20 protein-coding genes and 1 tRNA gene are annotated in these 20,288 nt (G+C 66.1%); 13 read left to right on the plus strand and 8 right to left on the minus strand.

Annotated elements, in window-relative coordinates:
• Nucleotides 1-85: 85 nt before the first annotated feature.
• A complete protein-coding gene (locus BAMB_RS00950) occupies nt 86-1,564 on the minus strand; it encodes an amidase (RefSeq protein ID WP_011655699.1) in 1,479 nt (492 codons plus the stop codon).
• Nucleotides 1,565-1,644: 80 nt separating this feature from the next.
• Nucleotides 1,645-2,337, minus strand: a complete 693-nt coding sequence (locus BAMB_RS00955) for a dienelactone hydrolase family protein (protein ID WP_011655700.1) — start codon at nt 2,335-2,337, stop codon at nt 1,645-1,647.
• Between the two features lie 281 nt (nt 2,338-2,618).
• Between BAMB_RS00955 and BAMB_RS00960 the strand changes: the two genes are divergently transcribed.
• Nucleotides 2,619-3,698 (plus strand): NAD(P)H-dependent flavin oxidoreductase, encoded by a 1,080-nt coding sequence (locus BAMB_RS00960; protein ID WP_011655701.1) that lies wholly within the window; start codon nt 2,619-2,621, stop codon nt 3,696-3,698.
• 451 nt (nt 3,699-4,149) lie between these two features.
• Complete coding sequence (locus BAMB_RS00965) at nt 4,150-5,292, plus strand: branched-chain amino acid ABC transporter substrate-binding protein (protein ID WP_011655702.1); 1,143 nt, start codon at nt 4,150-4,152, stop codon at nt 5,290-5,292.
• A gap of 120 nt (nt 5,293-5,412) precedes the next feature.
• Here the strand turns inward: BAMB_RS00965 and BAMB_RS00970 are convergent, their stop codons facing one another.
• The gene (locus tag BAMB_RS00970; RefSeq protein ID WP_011655703.1) at nt 5,413-6,627 is read right to left on the minus strand and encodes an MFS transporter; all 1,215 of its coding nucleotides are present in this window, start codon (nt 6,625-6,627) and stop codon (nt 5,413-5,415) included.
• 70 nt (nt 6,628-6,697) lie between these two features.
• The gene (locus tag BAMB_RS34805) at nt 6,698-7,129 is read right to left on the minus strand and encodes a hypothetical protein (RefSeq protein WP_127456382.1); all 432 of its coding nucleotides are present in this window, start codon (nt 7,127-7,129) and stop codon (nt 6,698-6,700) included.
• Between the two features lie 98 nt (nt 7,130-7,227).
• On the opposite strand from BAMB_RS34805, the gene BAMB_RS00980 reads away from it, so the two are divergent.
• The 3 genes from BAMB_RS00980 to BAMB_RS00990 all read left to right on the plus strand — a co-directional run bounded on the left by BAMB_RS00980 (nt 7,228) and on the right by BAMB_RS00990 (nt 9,932).
• Nucleotides 7,228-7,887 carry a HugZ family pyridoxamine 5'-phosphate oxidase gene (locus tag BAMB_RS00980; RefSeq protein ID WP_041491307.1) on the plus strand — a complete coding sequence of 220 codons (660 nt, stop codon included), beginning with the start codon at nt 7,228-7,230 and terminating at the stop codon, nt 7,885-7,887.
• 355 nt (nt 7,888-8,242) lie between these two features.
• Nucleotides 8,243-8,536, plus strand: coding sequence for an H-NS histone family protein (locus BAMB_RS00985; RefSeq protein WP_011655705.1), 294 nt, complete (start codon nt 8,243-8,245; stop codon nt 8,534-8,536).
• Between the two features lie 238 nt (nt 8,537-8,774).
• Nucleotides 8,775-9,932 carry a cation diffusion facilitator family transporter gene (locus tag BAMB_RS00990; RefSeq protein ID WP_041489740.1) on the plus strand — a complete coding sequence of 386 codons (1,158 nt, stop codon included), beginning with the start codon at nt 8,775-8,777 and terminating at the stop codon, nt 9,930-9,932.
• Between the two features lie 27 nt (nt 9,933-9,959).
• On the opposite strand, the gene BAMB_RS00995 is transcribed toward BAMB_RS00990, so the two are convergent.
• The 3 genes from BAMB_RS00995 to BAMB_RS01005 form a co-directional block, all read right to left on the minus strand.
• A complete protein-coding gene (locus tag BAMB_RS00995; protein ID WP_006477376.1) occupies nt 9,960-10,430 on the minus strand; it encodes an Lrp/AsnC family transcriptional regulator in 471 nt (156 codons plus the stop codon).
• Nucleotides 10,431-10,509: 79 nt separating this feature from the next.
• Nucleotides 10,510-11,169, minus strand: coding sequence for a 3'-5' exonuclease family protein (locus BAMB_RS01000; protein ID WP_011655707.1), 660 nt, complete (start codon nt 11,167-11,169; stop codon nt 10,510-10,512).
• The gene (locus BAMB_RS01005; protein ID WP_011655708.1) at nt 11,166-11,810 is read right to left on the minus strand and encodes an MBL fold metallo-hydrolase; all 645 of its coding nucleotides are present in this window, start codon (nt 11,808-11,810) and stop codon (nt 11,166-11,168) included. The genes BAMB_RS01000 and BAMB_RS01005 overlap by 4 nt, the downstream gene beginning before the upstream one ends.
• Before the next feature lie 658 nt (nt 11,811-12,468).
• Here BAMB_RS01005 and BAMB_RS01010 point away from each other — a divergent pair.
• Entirely contained in the window at nt 12,469-13,080 is a 612-nt protein-coding gene (locus tag BAMB_RS01010) for a septal ring lytic transglycosylase RlpA family protein (protein ID WP_011655709.1), read from the plus strand.
• Between the two features lie 96 nt (nt 13,081-13,176).
• Here the strand turns inward: BAMB_RS01010 and rsmI are convergent, their stop codons facing one another.
• Complete coding sequence (gene rsmI / locus BAMB_RS01015) at nt 13,177-14,067, minus strand: 16S rRNA (cytidine(1402)-2'-O)-methyltransferase (RefSeq protein WP_011655710.1); 891 nt, start codon at nt 14,065-14,067, stop codon at nt 13,177-13,179.
• Between the two features lie 46 nt (nt 14,068-14,113).
• On the opposite strand from rsmI, the gene BAMB_RS01020 reads away from it, so the two are divergent.
• The 7 genes from BAMB_RS01020 (at nt 14,114) to BAMB_RS01045 (ending at nt 20,278) form a co-directional block, all read left to right on the plus strand.
• Complete coding sequence (locus BAMB_RS01020) at nt 14,114-14,542, plus strand: YraN family protein (protein WP_011655711.1); 429 nt, start codon at nt 14,114-14,116, stop codon at nt 14,540-14,542.
• Nucleotides 14,543-14,668: 126 nt separating this feature from the next.
• On the plus strand, nt 14,669-15,253 hold the full coding sequence (locus BAMB_RS01025) for an SIS domain-containing protein (RefSeq protein WP_011655712.1): 585 nt from the start codon (nt 14,669-14,671) through the stop codon (nt 15,251-15,253).
• Nucleotides 15,254-15,270: 17 nt separating this feature from the next.
• Nucleotides 15,271-16,068, plus strand: coding sequence for a BON domain-containing protein (locus tag BAMB_RS01030; RefSeq protein ID WP_011655713.1), 798 nt, complete (start codon nt 15,271-15,273; stop codon nt 16,066-16,068).
• The gene (locus BAMB_RS01035) at nt 16,065-16,424 is read left to right on the plus strand and encodes a c-type cytochrome (RefSeq protein WP_011655714.1); all 360 of its coding nucleotides are present in this window, start codon (nt 16,065-16,067) and stop codon (nt 16,422-16,424) included. The genes BAMB_RS01030 and BAMB_RS01035 overlap by 4 nt, the downstream gene beginning before the upstream one ends.
• A 66-nt stretch (nt 16,425-16,490) precedes the next feature.
• Nucleotides 16,491-16,566: transfer RNA gene (locus BAMB_RS01040), tRNA-Ala, on the plus strand.
• 681 nt (nt 16,567-17,247) lie between these two features.
• Nucleotides 17,248-17,508 (plus strand): hypothetical protein, encoded by a 261-nt coding sequence (locus tag BAMB_RS36235; RefSeq protein ID WP_414429452.1) that lies wholly within the window; start codon nt 17,248-17,250, stop codon nt 17,506-17,508.
• Nucleotides 17,509-17,755: 247 nt separating this feature from the next.
• Nucleotides 17,756-20,278: a type VI secretion system Vgr family protein gene (locus tag BAMB_RS01045; protein ID WP_227739465.1), complete on the plus strand. Its 2,523-nt coding sequence runs from the start codon at nt 17,756-17,758 to the stop codon at nt 20,276-20,278.
• The last annotated feature ends 10 nt before the right edge of the window (nt 20,279-20,288 follow it).

The raw sequence follows: 20,288 nt of genomic DNA on the forward strand, positions 1-20,288 counted from the left end.
CATGCGATGAAACCCCGCCGGCCAAAACCGGCGGGGTTTTTTTCGCCATCGGCCGAGCGCGATGGCGGTGGCAATGGTGCTTGCGTCAGCGCTGCGCCTGCATCAACGGCGGGCGCCGGTCGAACCACGGCCGCGCCTGTTCGAGCTGGCGTGCGAGCTTCAGCAGCAACGCGTCGTCGGTATGGCGCGCGACGAACTGCACGCCGATCGGCAGCCCGCGCGCATTCCAGTAGAGCGGCACCGACATCGCCGGCTGGCCTGTCAGGTTGAACAGCTCGGTGCAGCCGGCCCATGCGAACGCCTTCTCCGACGTCTTCGCCAGCATTTCCCGCAGCAGCGGCTTCACCGGCAGCGCGCCGAGCAGCTTCATCTGCGCGGCTTCGAACGGCGTCGGCTGCAGCGCGCCGATCCTGACCGGCGGCCCCGCGAGCGTCGCGCACAGGACGACGTCGTAGCGCGACACGAGGCCCGCGACCTGCACGGTGAGCTGGCGCTGCCATTCGAGCACATCCTGCAACCGCGCGCGGGCGATGCGCCGGCCGATCACGGCCATCGCCCACGTGGCCGGTTCGAATTCGGCGCGCTTCGGCGTGCGGCCGGTGATCGTGCGCGCGCCGAGCACCATCTCCTCGGCGATCGTCGCCCACAGCGTGAGAAAGGTCTCGGCCGCGCGCGCATAGTCGATGTGCAGCGTCGCCGGTTCGACGTGATGGCCGAGCGATTCGGCGAGCGCGGCCGCGTCGTCGAGCGCCGCGCGCGTGTCGTCGTCGAGCGCCGGGGCGAGCATCGGGTCGGTGACGAGGCCGATCCGCAGCGGGCCGGGCGGCGTGTCGAGTTCGCCGAGAAAGGTGCCGGGGGCGCCGGGCGGCAGCGTCTGGCCGGTCGTCACGTCGAGCAGCAGCGCGCTGTCGCGCACACTGCGCGACACCGCGTGCTGGACCACCAGCTCGCCGTTCGACGGCAGGTCGACCAGCACCGGGTTGCGGCTCGGCTTCAGCCCGAACAGCCCGCAGCATGACGCGGGGATCCGGATCGAGCCGCCGCCGTCGGATGCATGCGCGAGCGGCACGATGCCGGCCGCGACGGCGGCTGCCGCGCCGCCGCTCGAGCCGCCGGGCGTGTGATCGAGGTTCCACGGATTGCGGCACGCGCCGAACAGCTCGGGCTCGGTGTACGGCATCTGGCCGATTTCCGACGTGTTGGTCTTGCCGAACACGTTGAGCCCCGCCGCGCGGCTGCGCGCGATCAGCGGCGAATCGTCGGCGGGCACGAAGTAGCGGTAGTGCCGGCTGCCCATCGACAGCGGCAGCCCGGCGACCGCCGCGCCGAGATCCTTCACGAGATACGGGACGCCCGCGAATGGCGCGTCCGTGCCGGCGTCGACGGCCGACTCCGTCCGCTTGCGCGCGGCGTCGTAGTCCTGCAGCACGATCGCGTTGACCGCGCCGTTCACCGCTTCGGCCTGGCCGATCGCGGCGTCGAGCAGCTCGCGCGGGCTCGCCTTGCGTTCGCGCACGAGTGCGGCGAGGCCGATCGCGTCATGCGCCAAATAGTCCGAGTGCATCGCAGTCACCCCCGTTGCGACCTGTGGCGATGAAAGGAGGATAACGCGGGCCCGGCGTGCCGGGCCCGGTACCGGCCGCGTTACAGCTGCTCGGCGAGGAACGTCAGCGTGCGGCCGTGCGCGAGGGCCGCCGCGCGCTGGTTGTAGGACGCGCGGTCCGTGCAGTTGAAGCCGTGCTCGGCGCCCGGGTACACGTGGAACGACGCGTTGTCGCGGCCCGCGAACGCGCCCTTCACCTGTTCGACGGCGTCGAGCGGGATCCCGTGGTCGTTCTCCGCGTAGTGGAACAGGATCGGCTGCGTGACCTTGCCGGCGAGGTCGAGCGCATTCTGGATGCCGCCGCCGTAATAGGCGACTGCCGCATCGACCTTGCCCGTCGCGGCCGCGCGGTACGCGAGCTGGCCGCCGAAGCAGTAGCCGATTGCGGCGAGCTTGCCGGCGACTTCGGGGCGTGCGCGCAATGCGTCGGCGGCCGCGCCGATGTCCGCGACCGCGAGGCCGACGTCGGTCTTCTTCATCAGCTCGATGCCTTTGTCGCGATCGGCGCCTTCGTAGGTCAGCTCGACGCGCGGCTGCGTGCGCCAGAACACGTCCGGCGCGAGCACGACGAAGCCGTCGGCCGCGTACTGGTCGGCGACCGCGCGGATGTGCGCGTTCACGCCGAAGATCTCCTGGATGATGATGACGGCGGGGCCCTTGCCGCGCTTGGGCAGCGCGAGATAGCCGCCGAAGCTGTCGTTACCGGTCGGGATGTCGATCCATTGGGCAGTCACGTTTGAACTCCTGGCGAACGGGCGCGCGACAGGCGCGCCGCGGATGGAAAAAAGGGGCGGCCTAGTGTGCCACCAATCCTGTGGTGTTGCAGCGCGCGCCGGCGCGTGCGTGCCAGTGCGTGCCGGATGCGCGCGCTGGCCGCAGCCGCGCCCGAATCCGCTTCTCGTGCAGCGATCGTTTCGATCTCGATTATTCATTTTTCGGCGCTGCGGGGCTTCGCTAGAGTCGATGTATCGGCTTTTACAAAGCGCTTTCGCGCATCGTCATCGAAGGATTCGCCATGTCCGCCCGTGCATTTTCCACCCCGTTTTCCGAACGCTTCGGCCTGCGCCTGCCGCTCGTGCAGGCGCCGATGGTCGGCGCCACCACGGCCGCGATGGTCGTGGCCGCGTCCAATGCCGGCGCGCTCGGCAGCCTAGGCGCCGGCGCGTTCGACCCGGAGCGTCTCGCGACCGAAGTCGACGCGATTCGCGCGGCGACCGCGCGGCCGTTCGCCGTGAACCTGTTCGTGTTGTCCAAGGTCGCGCCCGATGCGGCGAGCGTCGCCCGCGCGCTCGCCGCGATCGATCCGCTGAACGCGGCACTTGGCCTGCCGCCCGGCACCGCGCCCGCGCGCTACGCCCCCGACTTCCGGGCGCAGCTCGATGCGCTCGTCGCGCTGCGGGTGCCGGTCGCGAGCTTCACGTTCGGCGTGCTCGACGCGGCCGACGTCGCGCGCCTGAAGGCGGCCGGCACCTACGTGATCGGCACCGCGACGCACGTCGCCGAAGGGCTCGCGTGGCGGGCGGCCGGTGCCGACGCGCTGTCCGCGCAGGGCGCCGAAGCCGGCGGCCATCGCGGCACCTTCATCGGCTCGGCCGACGAGGCGCTGATCGGCACGCTCGCGCTGGTGCCGCAGCTCGTCGACGCGACCGGCCTGCCCGTGCTCGCCGCGGGCGGCATCATGGACGGCCGCGGGATCGCCGCGGCGCTCGCGCTCGGCGCGCAGGCCGCGCAACTCGGCACCGCGTTCCTGACGTGCGCGGAAAGCGCGATCGCGGCGGACTGGAAGGCGCGGCTGCTCGCGAGCGCCGATACGTCGACGCAGGTGACGCGCGCGATCACCGGGCGTCATGCGCGCGGATTGCGCAACACGCTGATGGCGCGGCTCGGCGAACGCGTGGCCGATGCCGCACCGTACCCGGTGCAGAACGCGCTGACCCAGCCGCTGCGCCAGGCCGCCGCGCGCGCGAACGACGGCGACTACCTGTCGCTGTGGGCCGGGCAGGGCGCGCCGCTCGCGCGGCGGCGCGATGCCGCGCTGACGACGTCGCAACTCGTCGACGCGCTCGACGCCGAATGGCGCGCAATCGTCGCATGAACGGGCATCGACGCCCGTGTGACCGCTTCGTGTCGGCGCGTCTGTCGCATGAAGAAACGCGCGCGCTGTCACGCGCGTTTCATTCAATGATCCCGGGCACAAAATACCGAATCGAAATGACCCGGGAATGCTTTAAATCGACCTTCCATCCGGCCATCCGTAATTAGCGGAAACCCTTATCGGGCGGGGCTTGCGGCGATATTCGAGCAGTCATTCCAAAGCACCGTATCGGTAGTGTTACCACTACCCCAAAAAAGTCCCACAAATTAATTTGATCACCTACACTTGCGCGCAAGTACGGACGGGGAGCCGCTAAAAGCGACTGTCTTCACGTGCTTGATGCCAAGTGCATGAACGATGCAACCGGCGAATCGTCCAGTGATGCAAACACAGGGATGGCAGCGGGGCACCGGGCGATGGCGTTTTATTGGGACCGAAACTGGAGACTTACATGAATATCAAGATGCAAAAGCTGCTGCCGATCACCGCCGCGGCGATGCTGTGCGTTGCAGCTGCAAGCAACGCGGCCGCCGATCAAGTCGTCAAGATCGGCCACGTCGCGCCCTTGACGGGCGGCATTGCACACCTGGGGAAGGACAACGAAAACGGTGCACGTCTCGCAGTCGAGGAGATCAACGCCAAGGGTCTCACGGTCGGCGGCCAGAAAATCACGCTGCAACTCGATGCGCAGGATGACGCGGCCGACCCGCGCCAGGCCACGCAGGTTGCGCAGAAGCTCGTCGACGACAAGGTCGTCGCGGTGGTCGGCCACCTGAACTCGGGCACGTCGATCCCGGCCTCGAAGATCTACAGCGATGCGGGCATCGTGCAGATCTCGCCGTCGGCGACCAACCCGGCCTACACGCAGCAAGGCTTCAAGACCACGTACCGCGTGGTGGCGACCGATGCGCAGCAGGGTCCTGCACTCGCGAACTACGCGCACTCGAAGGGCATCAAGAGCGTTGCCGTGGTCGATGATTCGACCGCCTACGGCCAGGGTCTCGCGAACGAGTTCGAGAAGAAGGCGAAGGCGCTCGGCCTGAAGGTGATGTCGCACGACGCGACCAACGACAAGGCGGTCGACTTCCGCGCGATTCTGACCAAGATCAAGGGCGAGAATCCGGACGCGATCATGTACGGCGGCATGGACGCCACCGGCGGCCCGTTCGCGAAACAGGCGAAGCAGCTCGGCCTGCGCGCGAAGATCCTCGCAGGCGACGGCGTGTGCACGGAGAAGCTCGCCGACCTGGCCGGCGACGCGACCGACAACGTCGTGTGCTCGGAAGCCGGTGCATCGCTCGAGAAGATGCCGGGCGGCGGCGCGTTCAAGGCGAAGTACGAGAAGCGTTTCGGCCAGCCGATCCAGATCTACGCACCGTTCACGTATGACGCCGTGTACATCATCGCCGACGCGATGAAGCGCGCGAACTCGACGGACACGGCGAAGATCCTCGCGGCCATGCCGGCGACGAACTACACGGGCGTGATCGGCACGACGACCTTCGATTCGAAGGGCGACCTGCGGCACGGCGTGATCTCGCTGTACAACTACAAGAGCGGCAAGAAGACGCTGCTCGACGAAGTGAAGATGTAAGCTGACAAGCGGTCGACAGAAGGGGTGAAAGCGCGCCCGCGGCAACGCGGGCGCGCTTTCTTTTTGGCGGGCTCGCGGCGGGTGGTGTGGCCCGTGCCCCGTACCCCGTGCTCCGTGCGCTCAGATTTTCAGATGCGCGAGCACCTTCGGCGCGATCACCGCGACGAGCGCCGCGCACAGCGCGACGACCGCCAGGCCGACCGTCAGGTTCGCGGTTTGCGCGACCGCGCCGATCACGACCGGACCGAACAGCAGTCCGAAGTACGCGAGTCCGGCCACGTGCGCGAGACCTTCGGCCGCATGGATGCCTTTCACGCGCGCGGCGGCGGCGAACAGCACGGGCATCATGTTCGCGAGGCCGAGGCCCATCAGCGTGAAACCCGTCAGCACGGCGATCGGGTTCGGCAGCAGCAGCGCGCCGATCATCCCGGCGCACGCGAGCGACGCGCTCGCGAATACGAGCTGCGGCGCGCCGAACCGCGCGCGCACCGCGTCGCCCGCGAAACGCGCGATCGCCATCCCGCCGGAGAACGCCGCATACGCGGCGCTTGCGAGCGCGGGGCTCGCCGCGACGACGTCGCGCATGTACACCGTCGCCCAGTCGTACATCGCGCCTTCGGCGATCAGCGCAAGCAACGCGATGCCGCCGAGCATCCACAGCGCGGCCGAGCGCCAGCGGTTGCCGCCGCCGTGCGCGTGCTCGTGATGCGGGACGTGCGGGAGCACGGCCGGGATCGCGGCCAGCAGCACCGCCGCGTTGATGGCCGCCGCGAGCGCGAGATGCACGGCCGGCGCCATGCCGGCCGACAGCAGCGCGCCGCCGGCTGCCGCCCCCGACATCCCGCCGATGCTGAACATCCCGTGCAGCGACGACATGATCGGCTTGCCGAGCGCGATCTCGACCGCGCTCGCCTCGGCGTTCATCGCGACGTCGAGCGTCGCCATCGAGAAGCCGAACAGCGCGAGCACGACGAGCAGCATCCAGTAGTCGGGCACGACGAGGATCAGCGCCGCGCACGCGGACATCACGAGGCCGCCGACGAGGCACGCGGTGCGCGAGCCGACCCGCGCGATCCAGCGCGCGATCGTCAGCATCGCGGCGATCGAGCCGCCCGCGACCGCGAACAGCGCGATCGACAGCAGGCCGGGGCTCAGCGCGAACTTGTCGCGTACGGTCGGCACGTGCACGCCCCACGACGCGTACATCATGCCGGCGACGAAGAACAGCGCCATCGTGGCCGTGCGGGCGCGCTGGCGGACCGGCAAGGCCAGCGTGCGATGCGCGTCGGGCGGCGCGGCGAAGTCGGACGACGATCGGGAGGAGGACTCGGACATGGAACTCGCTTGAATGGACGACACGCGGGCGCGTCGCGCCCATCGGATTCGTCCGATTCTATCGAATCGCTTACGGTTTTGCCGGCGTGTTGGCCATTCGGCCGATCTCGGTTTCCGCCTGCGCGACCTGCGGCACCTGCGGCACCTGCGCCACCCACGCCACCCACGCCACCCACGCCACCCACGCCACCCACGCCACCCACGCCACCCACGCCACCTGCGCCACCTGCGCCACCTGCGCCACCTGCGCCACCTGCGCCACCTGCGCCACCTGCGCCACCTGCGCCACCTGCGCGACCTGCGCGACCTGCGCGACCTGCGGCACCTGCGCGACCTGAGCGACCTGAGCGACCTGAGCGACCTGAGCGACCTGAGCGACCTGAGCGACCTGAGCGACCTGAGCGACCTGCGCGACCCACGCCACCCACGCCACCCACGCCACCCACGCCACCCACGCCACCCGCATCAGCCATCCGGCCGATGCCCGGCCGGCCGCCGCCACGGGTAACATCGATGCGCAGGCGGCGTGCGCCGAAGCTTGCCCGTGCTGCGCGCCTTCGCCATCCTTGCCGCCCAGTCCTTCCGACCGCAGGAGTCACCGTGAACATCGATCCCGCCCTTGCCCTGCACCTGCTGCACCGCTGCGCGCTCGGCACGCTCGCGACCCACGCGCGCGACCCGCAAGGTTTTCCGTATCCGACGGTCGTGCCGTTTGCCCCGGATGCGAATCATCGGCCCGTGATCCTGGTGAGCGGCCTCGCCGAGCACACGCGCAACCTCGCCGCCGATCCGCGCGCGGGCTTTCTCGTCGTCGACGCGCCGGACGGCGACGTGCTGAACGCCGAGCGCGCGACGCTGCTCGGCCGCTTCGCGCCGCTCGGCGACGATCCGCATGTCGCCGCGCGCTACACGCGCTACGAGCCCGACGCCGCGCGCTATCTCGCGCTCGGCGATTTCGCGTTCTGGGCGCTCGACATCGAGCGGCTGCGCTATATCGGCGGGTTCGGCCGGATGGGATGGGTGGACGGCACGAGCCTCGACGCACTGCCGCCGCTCGCGTTCGACGACGAGCGGGCGTTGTGGGACGCGTACGAATCGAGCAGCGCGCGCCGCGACGGGCTCGACCTGCTCGGCGTCGACCGCCACGGCGCCGACTGGCGCTGCGACGGCCGCCGCGTGCGCACGCCGTTCGATCCGCTGCCCGACGACGCCGGTGCGCTGCGCGAGCGGTTAATCGCATGCGCGGCGGATGTGACGTGACGCCGCGCATGCCGATTTGTCTGTATGGCGAACAACGCCATACGATTTACACAAACCTGTCGTGGGATGAAAGGTTTGATTTTCCAGAATGCAGGGTAATTGCGTATGTTGATAGCCCTATTACCGGAATCGGTAATGTCCTAATCTCTATGCAAGCGCATGAAAATTTGAGAAAAGGCCGTTGCCGGTCAAAATGACATGCGTGAATTACAATTGGTCTCGGGATTTCCATGAATCCCGCTTCTATCAAATCTTTTTTGTGCTAATCTCTGCCTTCGAAAATCCGAGGCACAAATATTCCATGAATGGTGAGCTGGCTGAGACCGGCGCCATTGATCATATAGAAAGGGAAACTATGTCTTCTTACAAGGACCTGCTGGCCCAGCGGGAAAAGCTGGAGAAGCAAATCGAAGAAGCGAAGTCGCGCGAATACGCCGAAGTGCTGAATGACGTGAAGCAGAAAATTGCCGACTACGGCTTTTCGCTCGCCGAACTCGGCCTCAACCGCGCGAAGGCAGGCAAGGTGGGTCGCCCGCGCGCAGGCGTGGCCGCCAAGTACCGCGATCCGGAAACGGGCGCGACGTGGTCGGGCCGCGGCAAGCCGCCGCGCTGGATCGCCGGCAAGAACCGCGAACAGTTCACGATTTAAACATCTGTTTAAGTCGTCGCCTCAAAAAGAGCCGCGTGTCCGTCGAGGAGCGCGGCTTTTTGCATTGTGGCATCCGAGTGGTTGCGCGATTGTCATGAAAATGTCAGAAAGCGTGCGTGAATGAAAATGCGACCCGTTCGCATAAGCGGTTGATTTAAATGGGAAATTTCGTGTTACTCGAATGCCGCGCGGGCGCCGTTTGATAGAATTCAGTATCCCAACCGATATCTCGTATTTCATGTCCACGTTTTCTGGCGACGCGCAAAGCGCGGATAAGCACACGGTGGCGCGCAAGAGCACCCTCGTCAGTATCGTGCTGAATGTGGTGCTTGCGACGTTTCAGATCGCCGTGGGTGTGGTTGCGCATTCGCAGGCATTGATTGCCGATGGCGTCCATTCGATTTCCGATTTGATCTCGGATTTTGTCGTACTGGTTGCGAATCGCCATAGTGGTGCATCGCCGGATGCCGATCACAATTACGGACACAGCCGCTACGAGACGGTCGCATCGCTGTTCCTCGGCGCGATCCTGATCGCGGTCGGTATCGGCATGCTCTGGCGCGCAGGCAACCGTCTCGTGAACCTAGAGAACATCCCGGCCGTCCATTTCTCCGCACTGATCGTCGCGCTGACCGTGCTCGTGTCGAAAGAGGCGCTATTCCGCTACATGCTGCGCGAGGCGCGGCGCGTGCGATCGGCGATGCTCGTCGCGAATGCGTGGCATGCGCGCTCGGACGCCGCATCGTCGCTCGTCGTGGCGATCGGCATCGTCGGCAGCCTCGCCGGTGTGCGGCTGCTCGACCCGATCGCCGCCGCGATCGTCGGCTTCATGGTCGCGCGCATGGGCTGGACGTTCGGCTATGACGCGTTGCAGGACCTGTCGGATCGCGCGCTCGACACGTCCGCGTCGGCCGAGATCCGCGCGCTGCTCGTGGCCACGCCGGGCGTGCGCGACGTGCACGAGCTGCGCACGCGCAAGATGGGCGATGCGGCGCTCGTCGACGCGCACATCCTCGTCGATCCGATGATCTCCGTATCCGAAGGGCACTACATCGCGGAAACCGCGCGTGCGCGCGTGCTGCGCGACCCGCGTGTGCTCGACGCGCTGATCCACGTCGATCCCGAGAACGACGTAGCGCGCCGTCCGGCGCTCGCGCTGCCGCCGCGCGCCGAGATCGCGACGCGGCTCGAGGCCGCGCTCGCGCAGCGCGGGCTGCATCCGGCCGCGATCAACCTGCACTATCTGAGTACGGGGCTCGAGATCGACGTGACGCTGGACGCCGGCGCGGGCGACACCGACGCGGCGCTGGCTGGCCGGCTCGATGTCGACACGCTCAAGCGCCAGTTCGGCGCGCGCCGGATCGGATTCACCCGCGGGCTGCCCGCGCAGCCGTGAGCGGCGCAGGCGGCCGCGGGCCGCGCGTTACAGCGGCAACTGCGTGTCGAACTTGATTTCGCGCAGCACGACGCTCGTGCGCACCTGCGACACCGCCGGGATCTTGAAGATCCGTTCGTGCAGGAAGACGTCGTAGGCCTTGATGTCGGGCGCGACGATCTTGAGGATGTAATCGGCTTCGCCCGTCGTGCTGTAGCACTCCGTCACTTCCGGGCAGGTCGCGATTTCGCGCTCGAACTGCTCGACGCCGCCTTCGTTGTGGCGGGTCAGGTGCACGTGCGCGAGCGCGCACACGTGCAGGCCGAGCTTCTCGCGATCGAGCAGCGCGGTGTAGCGCTGGATCACGCCGGACTGTTCCATGTCCTTGATGCGGCGCCAGCACGGCGTGCTCGACAGGCCGACCTGGTCGGAGATTTCCTGTACGGAACGGCGCGCGTCGAGCTGCAACAGGCGAAGGATTTTTTGCGAAAAGGAATCGAGCGTCACCTGCGCCTCCATGCGGCAGCTACAACATGCTCAATGTTAGAGGGCCGGGAAAGGAAAGGCAATCTGGCGGCGTGCCGGTGAGCGGGATTCTCTAATTTGCGCGCGGATCCGTGGGGTTTTGTCCCGCCCCCGCCTGTTCCGACCGGTCGGTATCGGATACCGCGAGGCCCGCGAGCGCCGCCTGCTGACGGCGCAGGTCGGCGAGCATGTTGCAGAACAGCGTGCCTTGCTCGATCGCGTCGTCGAGCGCGACGTGCGTGTGCGGATGATCGTCGAACCAGTGCTTCGGAAAGCGCGGCTTGATCGCCTTGCGGTACGGCAGGCCCGTCATCGCGAACGCGAGCGTCTTGATGTCGAGCGCCGACCACGAGAACGGGCAGCGCCCGGTGAAGCGCATCATGTACCAGAACATGAACGTGAAATCGAAGCCGGCCGGCATCGCGACGAACACCGGCTTGCCCGGCAGCGCCTCGACCCACTCGACGTACGCGACGAGCGCGGCCTCGGGTGCCTGCAGATCGCGCCGGCACGCGGCCCACGCTTGCGGTTCGGTCTTCCACCACGCTTCCTGCACCGGATGGGCGTGGGCGCCGGGCAGCGTCTCGAGGTTCGCGGAGAACGTTGCGATCAGCTGCTTGTCCTCGGTATAGGCGGCCGATGCGAAGCTCAGCATCGAGTGCGGGCCGGGAATCGGGCCGTCGGCTTCGACGTCGGTGCTGACGTAGATTTCGGGAATGGCGGTCTGGTTCATCCGAATACCTTGTCGGACACGAACGGATTCGTGCGGCGTTCGTCGCCGAAGGTCGACACCGGGCCGTGGCCCGGGACGAACGTGACGTCGTCGCCGAGCGGCCACAGCTTCTCCTTGATCGAGCGCACGAGGTCCGCATGGTTGCCGCGCGGGAAATCGGTGCGGCCGATCGAGCCGGCGAACAGCACGTCGCCGACGATCGCGACGTGATGCGCGCGGCTGAAGAACACGACGTGGCCGGGCGTGTGGCCCGGGCAGTGATAGACCTCGAGCGTCTCGTCGCCGACCTGCACGGTGTCGCCGTCGTTCAGCCAGTGGTCCGGCTCGAACGTTTCGGCGGCCGGGAAGCCGAAGCGCTGGCTCTGCGTCGGCAGCTGCTCGATCCAGAAGCGCTCGTCTTCCTGAGGCCCGACGATCGGCACGCCGTAGTGCGTCGCGAGCGCCTTCGCGCCTCCGCAATGATCGATGTGGCCGTGCGTGAGCAGCACCTTCTCGAGCTGCACGTTCTGCCGCGCGATCTCCTCTTCGATCCGTTCGAGATCGCCGCCCGGATCGACGACGGCGGCGCGGCCGGTCTTTTCGCAGACGACCAGCGAGCAGTTCTGCTGGAACGGCGTGACCGGAATGAGCGTGACTTTCATGGAGGCACCGGCGGCTAAAAGGAGCGATTGTACCGGTCGCGCGCGCGGCCCGCCGCTCGTGCGGTGCAGCGTCGGACGCGCGCGTGCGGGCAATCCCGGAGCATCCCGATTGTTGCCGCCATAGAGAGAATCAATGGTCCGGGCGGGCGCCTTTTCGAGATGACGTTTTGATTTATGTATAATGCCGCCCATTGCGCGTGAATTTCACGCAATTCGCTGGTGTTTCGGCCCCGTTAAATGAGGGCGTCGAATTCACCGTCAAGCATCGACCGCCGGGGAGTCCGGCGGTGTATCCAGCACCGAGCATTCGGTGCTCACGTCTTGTCCGGCCGGGTGCTGCGCGCCCGTCTGCGGCCTTGCTGCCGCGCCGCCGGATGAGGCCTGTGCCGCCGTTCCTGTGCGTTGGCTGTACGCGACGCGCGCGAACGTGAAAGCCATGTTCGATGGCGGCATGTGGGGTCTGGTCAGGCTGCCGGGGACAGGTTGCGCCAGACGTGAAAACTAATCAGGACGGTTGCGGCACAGACGAAAGCCGCGCCCATGCTAGCCGCCTGCTCGCATCCGAGCGGGGCGTGCCCGCATTTGCCGTCCGGGCCGTGTATCCGCGTTGTTGAGCAGCGTTGTATCGGTGCGGCCCGAACCACAAGGCGACACGTCGATGAATTTACGTTTTCCGACTCGATTCGGGACCATTGCATTATTTTTCGCGCTGACGGGCTGTGCGGTGCCATCCAGCCAGACGACCGGCAGCATCAACCAGAAGAGCGCGGTCAGCAAGACGGCCGCGGCCGCCAAGGCGGACGACGACAAGCAGCAACTGAGTTTCGATTCCGCGCTGGCATCGATGCCAGCTGCCGACAGCAAGGACGCGAAGAAGTCGTCGCTGGCGGACGCCGAGCCGATCGACGGCAAGGACGTGTCCGACTTCCGCCAGACGGGCCGGGCATCGTGGTATGGCCGGGATTTCCACGGCCGGCGCACCGCGAACGGCGAGCGCTTCAACATGAACGCGCTGACCGCCGCGCACCGCACGCTGCCGCTGTCCTCGTACATCAAGGTGACGAATTCGTCGACCGGCAAGTGGGTCGTCGTGAAGGTCAACGATCGCGGGCCGTACAAGCGCGGCCGCGTGCTCGACCTGTCGTATGCAGCTGCCAGGATGATCGGTCTCGTGCACTCCGGCACGGGTCGCGTGAAGATCGAAGGGCTGTCGCCGCAGGAAGCGCGCGAGGCACGCGACGAAATGCTCGCGTCGCTATCGACGAAGTAACGCGGCGGTTCGTCCGCTGATGCAAAAAGGGCTGCCTTCGGGCAGCCCTTTTGCGTTTTCGCGGGCGTGGCGGCAAGTGCCGCCCGCGCTCGCCTGTCAGTCTTCCTTCGAGCCTTCCTTCAGCGCGAGCGCGCGTGCATACAGCGTGTTGCGCGACGCGCCCGTCAGCGCGGCCGCGAGCTTCGCCGCGCTCTTCACCGGCACTTCTTCCAGCAGCAGCTTGAGCAGCGCGTCGTGCGCGGTGTCGTCGGCTTCGCCGCTGTCGGCCGGCGCGCCTTCGACGACCAGCACGAACTCGCCGCGCTGCCGGTTCGCATCGCCATCGAGCCAGCTCTGTCCTTCGGCCAGGGTGCCCTGGAACAGTTGCTCGTGTAGCTTGGTGAGCTCGCGCGCGATCAGCAGCCGGCGCGCGGGGCCGAACGCGTCGGCGAGGGCGGTGACGGTGTCGGCGATCCGGTGCGGCGCTTCATAGAACACCAGCGCGTACGGGTGCCGCGCGAGCGCCTGCAGCGCGTTCGCACGCTGCTTCGCCTTCGGCGGCAGGAAGCCCGCGAACGTGAACGCGCCGGCCCAGTCGCCCGCCACGCTCAGCGCGGTCACGGCCGCGCTCGCGCCCGGCAGCGGAATCACCGGGAAGCCGGCCGCGCGCACGGCGTCGACGAGCCGCGCGCCGGGGTCCGAAATGCCGGGCGTGCCGGCGTCCGACACGTACGCGACGCGTTCGCCGGCACGCAGCAGTTCGATCACGCGCAGCGCCGCTTCGCGTTCGTTGTGCTCGTGCACGGCGACGAGCGGTTTCGAGATTCCGTAGCGGGCCAGCAGCTGGCCGGTGTTGCGGGTGTCTTCGGCCGCGATGCGGTCGGCGAGGCCGAGCACGTGCAGCGCGCGCAGCGTGATGTCGGCGGTGTTGCCGATCGGCGTCGCGACCACGTAGAGCGCGGCGTTCGGGTAGTGCTGCGTTTGCGCGAGTTCGAGGAGGGCAGTCATGGCAGGCAATGCGCGCAATCGCGGCGCAAGCGGAACAAGGACGGCATTGTGCCACGCGGCGCCGGCCGCGCCGGCTAGCGGGCGCGGTTTGCCGCACGGCGGCGGCAACTTTTCCGGCGCGGCGGGATCCAGATCGGTGGGCGCGACGTTCGAGCAGCGCGCGCGGCAGTTCCTTGAACGCCGCGGTCTCGCGTTCGTCGCGGCCAACGTGACGATGCGCGGCGGCGAGCTCGATCTCGTGATGCGCACGCCCGACGGCACGCTCGTGTTCGTCGAGGTGCGCGCGCGGCGCAGCACTCGGCACGGCGGCGCGGCCGCGAGCGTCGGCTGGCGCAAGCGGCGTCGTCTGGTCAAGGCCGCGCTTCATTTCTGGGTGCGGCACGGCAAGGGCGCCGCGTGCCGTTTCGACGTCGTCGCGTTCGAGGCCGGCCGGCTCGAGTGGCTGCATGACGCATTTCGTGCCGACGATGTGTAGCCGCGAGCTGTGACGAGATGTAAAGAGTTCTTGCCATACCGCTGGAGACGGTGCCGGAGTGCGGTAAACTCGCCGCACCCATGACGTTGCGTGCTGCGTGCCACGCGCCCAGTTCACCAGGAATCGATGTCAGTCGAACGTATTCAGCAACATTTTCGCGACAGCGCCGCGCTTCACGCCGAAGCGGCCGATGTGCTGTCGCTGCCGATCGCAGCCGCGGTCGACGCGATGTTCGCCGCGCTGGCGAACGGCAACAAGATCGTTGCATGCGGTGACGGCCTGTCGGCCGCCGCCGCGCACTACCTCGCCGTGTCGCTCGTCGGCGGCTTCGAGCGCGAGCGTCCGGGCCTGCCCGCGATCGCGCTGGCCACCGATGCGTCGCAGGGCGGCCTCACCGGCGCAGCCGCTGCCGATCAGCTGTTCGCGCAGCAGGTGCGCGTGCTCGGGCAGACCGGCGACATTCTGCTGGTGCTCGACGCGAGCGGCGCGTCGCCGCGCGTGCTGGCCGCGATCGACGAGGCGCACGAGCGCGAGATGACCGTCGTCGCGCTGACGGGCGGCGACGGCCACGCCGTCGCGGCCGCGCTGTCCGATACCGATATTCCAATCAGCGTGCCCGCCTCGCGTGCGGCGCACGTCCACGAAGTCCATCTGCTGACCATCCACTGCCTGTGCGACGGCATCGACGCGATGCTGCTGGGTGAGGATTGAACGAAGGAGAGCCGTCGATGAATAAAAGCCGCGTCAAACAGACGCTCGTCAGAACCACGTTGCTCGCCGCGCTGACGGCGGGCCTCGCGATGTCGCTGCAGGGCTGCGTGCTCGGCGTGCTGGGTGCGGCGGCAGGCGGCGGCGCGCTGATCGCGACCGATCGCCGTACGCTCGGCGCGCAGACCGAGGATCGCGAGATCCAGGTCAAGTCGCTCACCCAGATCAACAACGGGCTGCCGGACCAGTCGCACGTGAACGTCACGGTGTTCAACCGCCGCGTGCTGCTGACGGGTGAAGTGCCGAACGACGCATCGAAGCAGCGCGCCGAGGAAATCGTGCGCGGCATCAACAACGTGAGCGCGATCGTCAACGAGCTGTCGGTCGAGCCGGCATCGTCGCTGTCGTCGCGCGCGAACGACTCGTACCTCGAAGGGCGCGTGAAGTCCGAGCTGATCGCGACGAAGGGGCTGTCGGCGAACTACTACAAGGTCGTCAGCGAGCGCGGCAACATCTACCTGCTGGGTCTCGTGACGGTCGACGAAGGCAACCGCGGCGCGGCTGCGGCGAGCCAGGTGCCGGGCGTCGAGAAGGTCGTGAAGGTATTCCAGTACATCAAGCCGCAGGACGCGCAGGCGTTGCAGGCTGCGTCGCCGAGCACTGCGTCCGACGCGCAGGCCGCCGCCGCGCCCGCGGATGCCGCGACGGTCGGTGCGGTGCCCGATGCATCGGTGCAGTCCGCCCCGCTGCAACCGCCCGCGCCGATCTCGAATTCGTCGAGCGTGCATCCGGGCAACCCGAAGGCAACGCCGCAATGAAGTCGATGCAAATCAGAATCAGGCAGTGGTTCGTGCAGGGCGCCGTGGCCGCGGCGCTCGCAACTGGTGCGCTCGGCACCGCGCACGCGGACGTCGGCGATGGCCTGAAGGTCGCGCGCAGCAATGCGTGCATGGGCTGCCACGCGGTGGACCGCAAGCTCGTCGGCCCGTCGTTCAAGGACATCGCCGCCCGCTACAAGTCCGATCCGCAGGCCGTTGCGAAGTTGTCGAAGAAGGTGAAGGACGGCGGCTCCGGCGTCTGGGGCGCGATTCCGATGCCGGCGCACCCGCGCCTGAGCGACGCGGATCTGCGTTCCGTGGTCGAATGGGTGCTGGCCGGCGCGCCGTCGAAGTGACGCGCCGGGGGTGACGCAAGCCCTATTGCCAAGCGTGGAAATGCATGTGTATGATGGTTGTCTGTTGGGGCGGTAGCTCAGCTGGGAGAGCGTCGCGTTCGCAATGCGAAGGTCGGGAGTTCGATCCTCCTCCGCTCCACCAAGAAATTCCTATAAAACCGGCTACTCTTTGGCCGGTTTTTTCTTGCTTTCTTCATATATCGGTCTCGGTCTTTTTCGGCCCAGCACGGTCTATTGATGTCCCAGTCTCCCGTGAGATTCGTTGCCGTAGCGACAGATGTCCCAACGGTGCCATCGTCCAGAGCGCGGACTAGCCGTGACTGATCGACTCGGACCAACGACAATCCAACTCGTAGTCACCCATGTACCGATGAGCCTTTACTCGGATCGGGAGATCCAAGGCCGACGTCGGCGAGCACGACCTGTGTGAGTTAACGACATGCAAACCGGCTATTACGAACGGAGCCGGAGCGACAGCGAAACAACGCAGGCGTGCATGTGGATGGGGATCAGCTGTCGCGTCTTTCGCACCGTCATCTGAACGGTGATGAACATGCCGCCCCACCATCAGCCTCGCGACGTTCCCCGGGATTGGGCGGTTTGTTCGGCGAAATCAGCAGCCGACATCGTCATTGCGCCGTCGCCGGAGATCATCCAGCGGTCGGTCGCGCAACAAGCTGAGGGGCCCGCGCGGCGAGCAAAGTTGGACGCTGCTATCGCGGAAAGCGTAGCGACCCAACAATTCTCTCCGCCACTTTGGGCTGCAAAGTTTCGCGCGCTGCCGAACTAAGTGTTCCGATCGGCTCGCTTGAATACGCGCAATATGCGCACAAAGCGAGAGTATCTGGAAGACCATCAAATCTGCATCACCGGGGACGGTCCGTTCACTTGCACGGGTGAAGAACAACGACAGGATGATGAGAGCGTATGGCTTCAGTTGATTCAGCTCGCTAAGTCTCTGCCGCTGCGCGAAGGCGTACGATTCAGAGCTGGCACGCGCACTCGAGCGCGCTGGCTGGCCCCTTCAGTAAGGCCAATGGGCTTCTGCCAGAGTCCTTTTGCACCAGCTCTGGGAAAGCGGTAGGAGCGTCCTCTCTTCCCCGATATTTCGCCGCAATCTCCGATGGTGTTCAGCGAGCGCGCCACCGCTTGGAGTCAGCGAAGAGGTTGCATACACGGTGCCCGGCTGAGCATTTTTACCGCCGCACATTCGTGTTTGACGTTGGTTCACCTTGGCAAGTGGGCTTTTGGCTGTAGAATCGCGCAAGAGAGCCCATGTCATATAAATGACAATAAATAAGTCAATAACGAAAAGTAATAAAGAGATGGAAATGGATGCGCAAGACATCGTGAGGGCGGTTCAAGGGGGGCTGCTTCAGCAAGACCGCCTGCTGAAACTGGATACCCCGCTCGGGGACAGTGTATTGCTCCCTCAACGCACTGTCGGCTGGTCCCGGCTCGGCCGGCATTTCGACTTCACAGTCGATGTCCTGTCAACGCGCAGCGACCTCAAGCTGAAAAAACTGATCGGGCAACCCGTTACGCTGTGGATCCAGCAGGCAGATCAGTCCTATCTTCCCCGAAACGGTTACGTCTATGCCGTGCGAAGACTGGGATCGGAAGGGGGCTTGACCAGTTACCAGATCTGTTTTGCGTCATGGATGCATTTCCTGAAGTTTCGCCGTGATCAGCGCATCTGGCAGGACAAGCCCGTCGACGAAATCCTCAGGGACGTGTTCAACGCGCATTCGCCCGCGAAAGGCCGATTCGATTTTGCACTCTCAAAACCGCTTCCGCCCCGATCGTACTGTACGCAGTATGAGGACGATTGGAATTTCGTCCACCGGTTGATGGAAGAAGAAGGCCTGTTCGGCATCTGGAAGCAGGCCGACGACGGCAAATCCCATACCCTGACCATCACGGATCACCTGGATACGTGCGATCCGCTCGCCGCGCGATCAGTTCAATTCTCGAGATACGGCACGAACAGCGAGGTCGATGCGTTGGTTCACTGGTCCGGCCTGCGAACCCTCCATAGCGCCATCCTGACCACGCGAACATTCGACTATAAGTATCCCGCGCCGCTCGCCAATCCGAAGGGCACCAATATTCCGACGGTGTCGCAGGAGTTGCCGGAACAGTTGGAGATGTATGAGTACACCGGCCCCTATACTTATCTCGATCAGGAACGTGGCGATCACCTTTCCAAGGTGCGCATGGAGGAATGGGAATCACGCGCAAAGCGGTTTTATGGCGCGGGCGGGTTGCGTGGCGTCGACGCCGGGCGGTGGTTTGAGCTCACCGGGCACCCGGAACACGACCGCGAGTCAGGTGAGCGCAGCGAATTCGCCGTCATCGAAGTAGCCTGGCTGATCGAGAACAACTTGCCGGGATCGAGCCATCACGGCGATCTACCGCATAGTCTGACTGGGAGATTGGCTGAGGCGAAAGCAAACTTCGGAGGGCAGCCGGCCTCCGGCTCCACGCATTTCGATGGCTCCGAGGGCTTCTTCCTCGTCGAGATCGAAGCGCAGCGCAAATCCGTGCCCTTCCGCAGCCCGTTCGAACACCGTAAGCCCGTCATGCAGATGCAGACGGCGACCGTGGTTGGTCCGCAAGGTCGACGCATTTATACCGACGAACTCGGCCGCGTCAAGGTGCAGTTTCACTGGGATCGGATCGGGCAACGCGACGAGCGCAGTTCCTGTTGGGTCCGCGTGAGCCATCCATGGGCGGGCGAGGGATTTGGGATGATCCATGTCCCTCGCATTGGTGACGAAGTTGTCGTGTCATTCCTGGATGGCGCGCCGGACCGCCCGATCATTACCGGGCGCGTGCCGAACGGCACCAACTTTGTGCAGTGGAAGCTCCCGGATAACCAGACGCTATCAGGTCTGCGCTCTCGTGACCTCGAGGGCACGGCGGCAAATCAGGTCGTGGCCGACGACACGCCGGGGAAACTGCAGGTACAAGTTTCGAGCGACCACGAGCAGTCGCGCCTTGTCGTCGGGTACAACACTCGCATTGACGGCAACGCGGGGCGAGCCGAAGCGCGCGGTACCGGCTGGGAACTGGCAACGGATTCCTGGGGCGTATTGCGCGCCAATCGCGGCATGCTGGTGACGACCGAGACGCGCGCGGGCGCGACCGCGGCGGCGAAAGACATGAGCGAGACTGTCGATCGACTCGGGAAAGCGCAGCAACTGCATGATGCACTCACGAAGATCGCGCAGCAGAGCGAGGCACAGGATGCTGACGGCCATCAGGCCGATCTCGTCAACACCATTGCGGCACAGAACGAACAAATTCGCGGCTCTGGCGCGAGCGGCAGCAACACGTTCCCGGAGTTGTCGGAGCCGCACTTGGTGATCGACGGCAAGGCCGGCGTCGAGATCACAACGCCAGCGACCGTGCATGTGGCGTCCCAGCAGGCCGCGATCACGACGGAAGGCCATATTGGTATTGCCAGTGGCCGCAGCTTCTTCGCGACGGTGCGCGACACCCTTCGCCTGTTCGCGCAGACCGGCCCGATGCACTTGGTGTCGGCGGCAGGCGACATCGTATTGAACGCGCTGACGAAGTCCATCGTGGCGCGGGCGCAGAAGCAGATCCTGCTGGAAAGCGAGGAGATCCTGCTGCGGGCGCACAAATTCCGCGTCGAGGTCAACGGCAGTTTCTTGAACATGGACGCGAGCGGCGTGGTGAGCGGCACAACGGGCAAATTTACTGCGTTTGCGGCGACGCACGACCTGCCGGGCCCGAAGGACCAGATGGTTGATCTGTCGCCGAAGAAGATCTGTGTCGAATGCATGCTTAAGGCGGCCCGGGGCGGAGCAGCCCTGGTGCCCCGTTAAACCGTAGACC

Origin of the sequence: Burkholderia ambifaria AMMD, from assembly GCF_000203915.1 — a bacterium.
In the GTDB taxonomy this organism is placed as follows: Bacteria; Pseudomonadota; Gammaproteobacteria; order Burkholderiales; family Burkholderiaceae; genus Burkholderia; species Burkholderia ambifaria.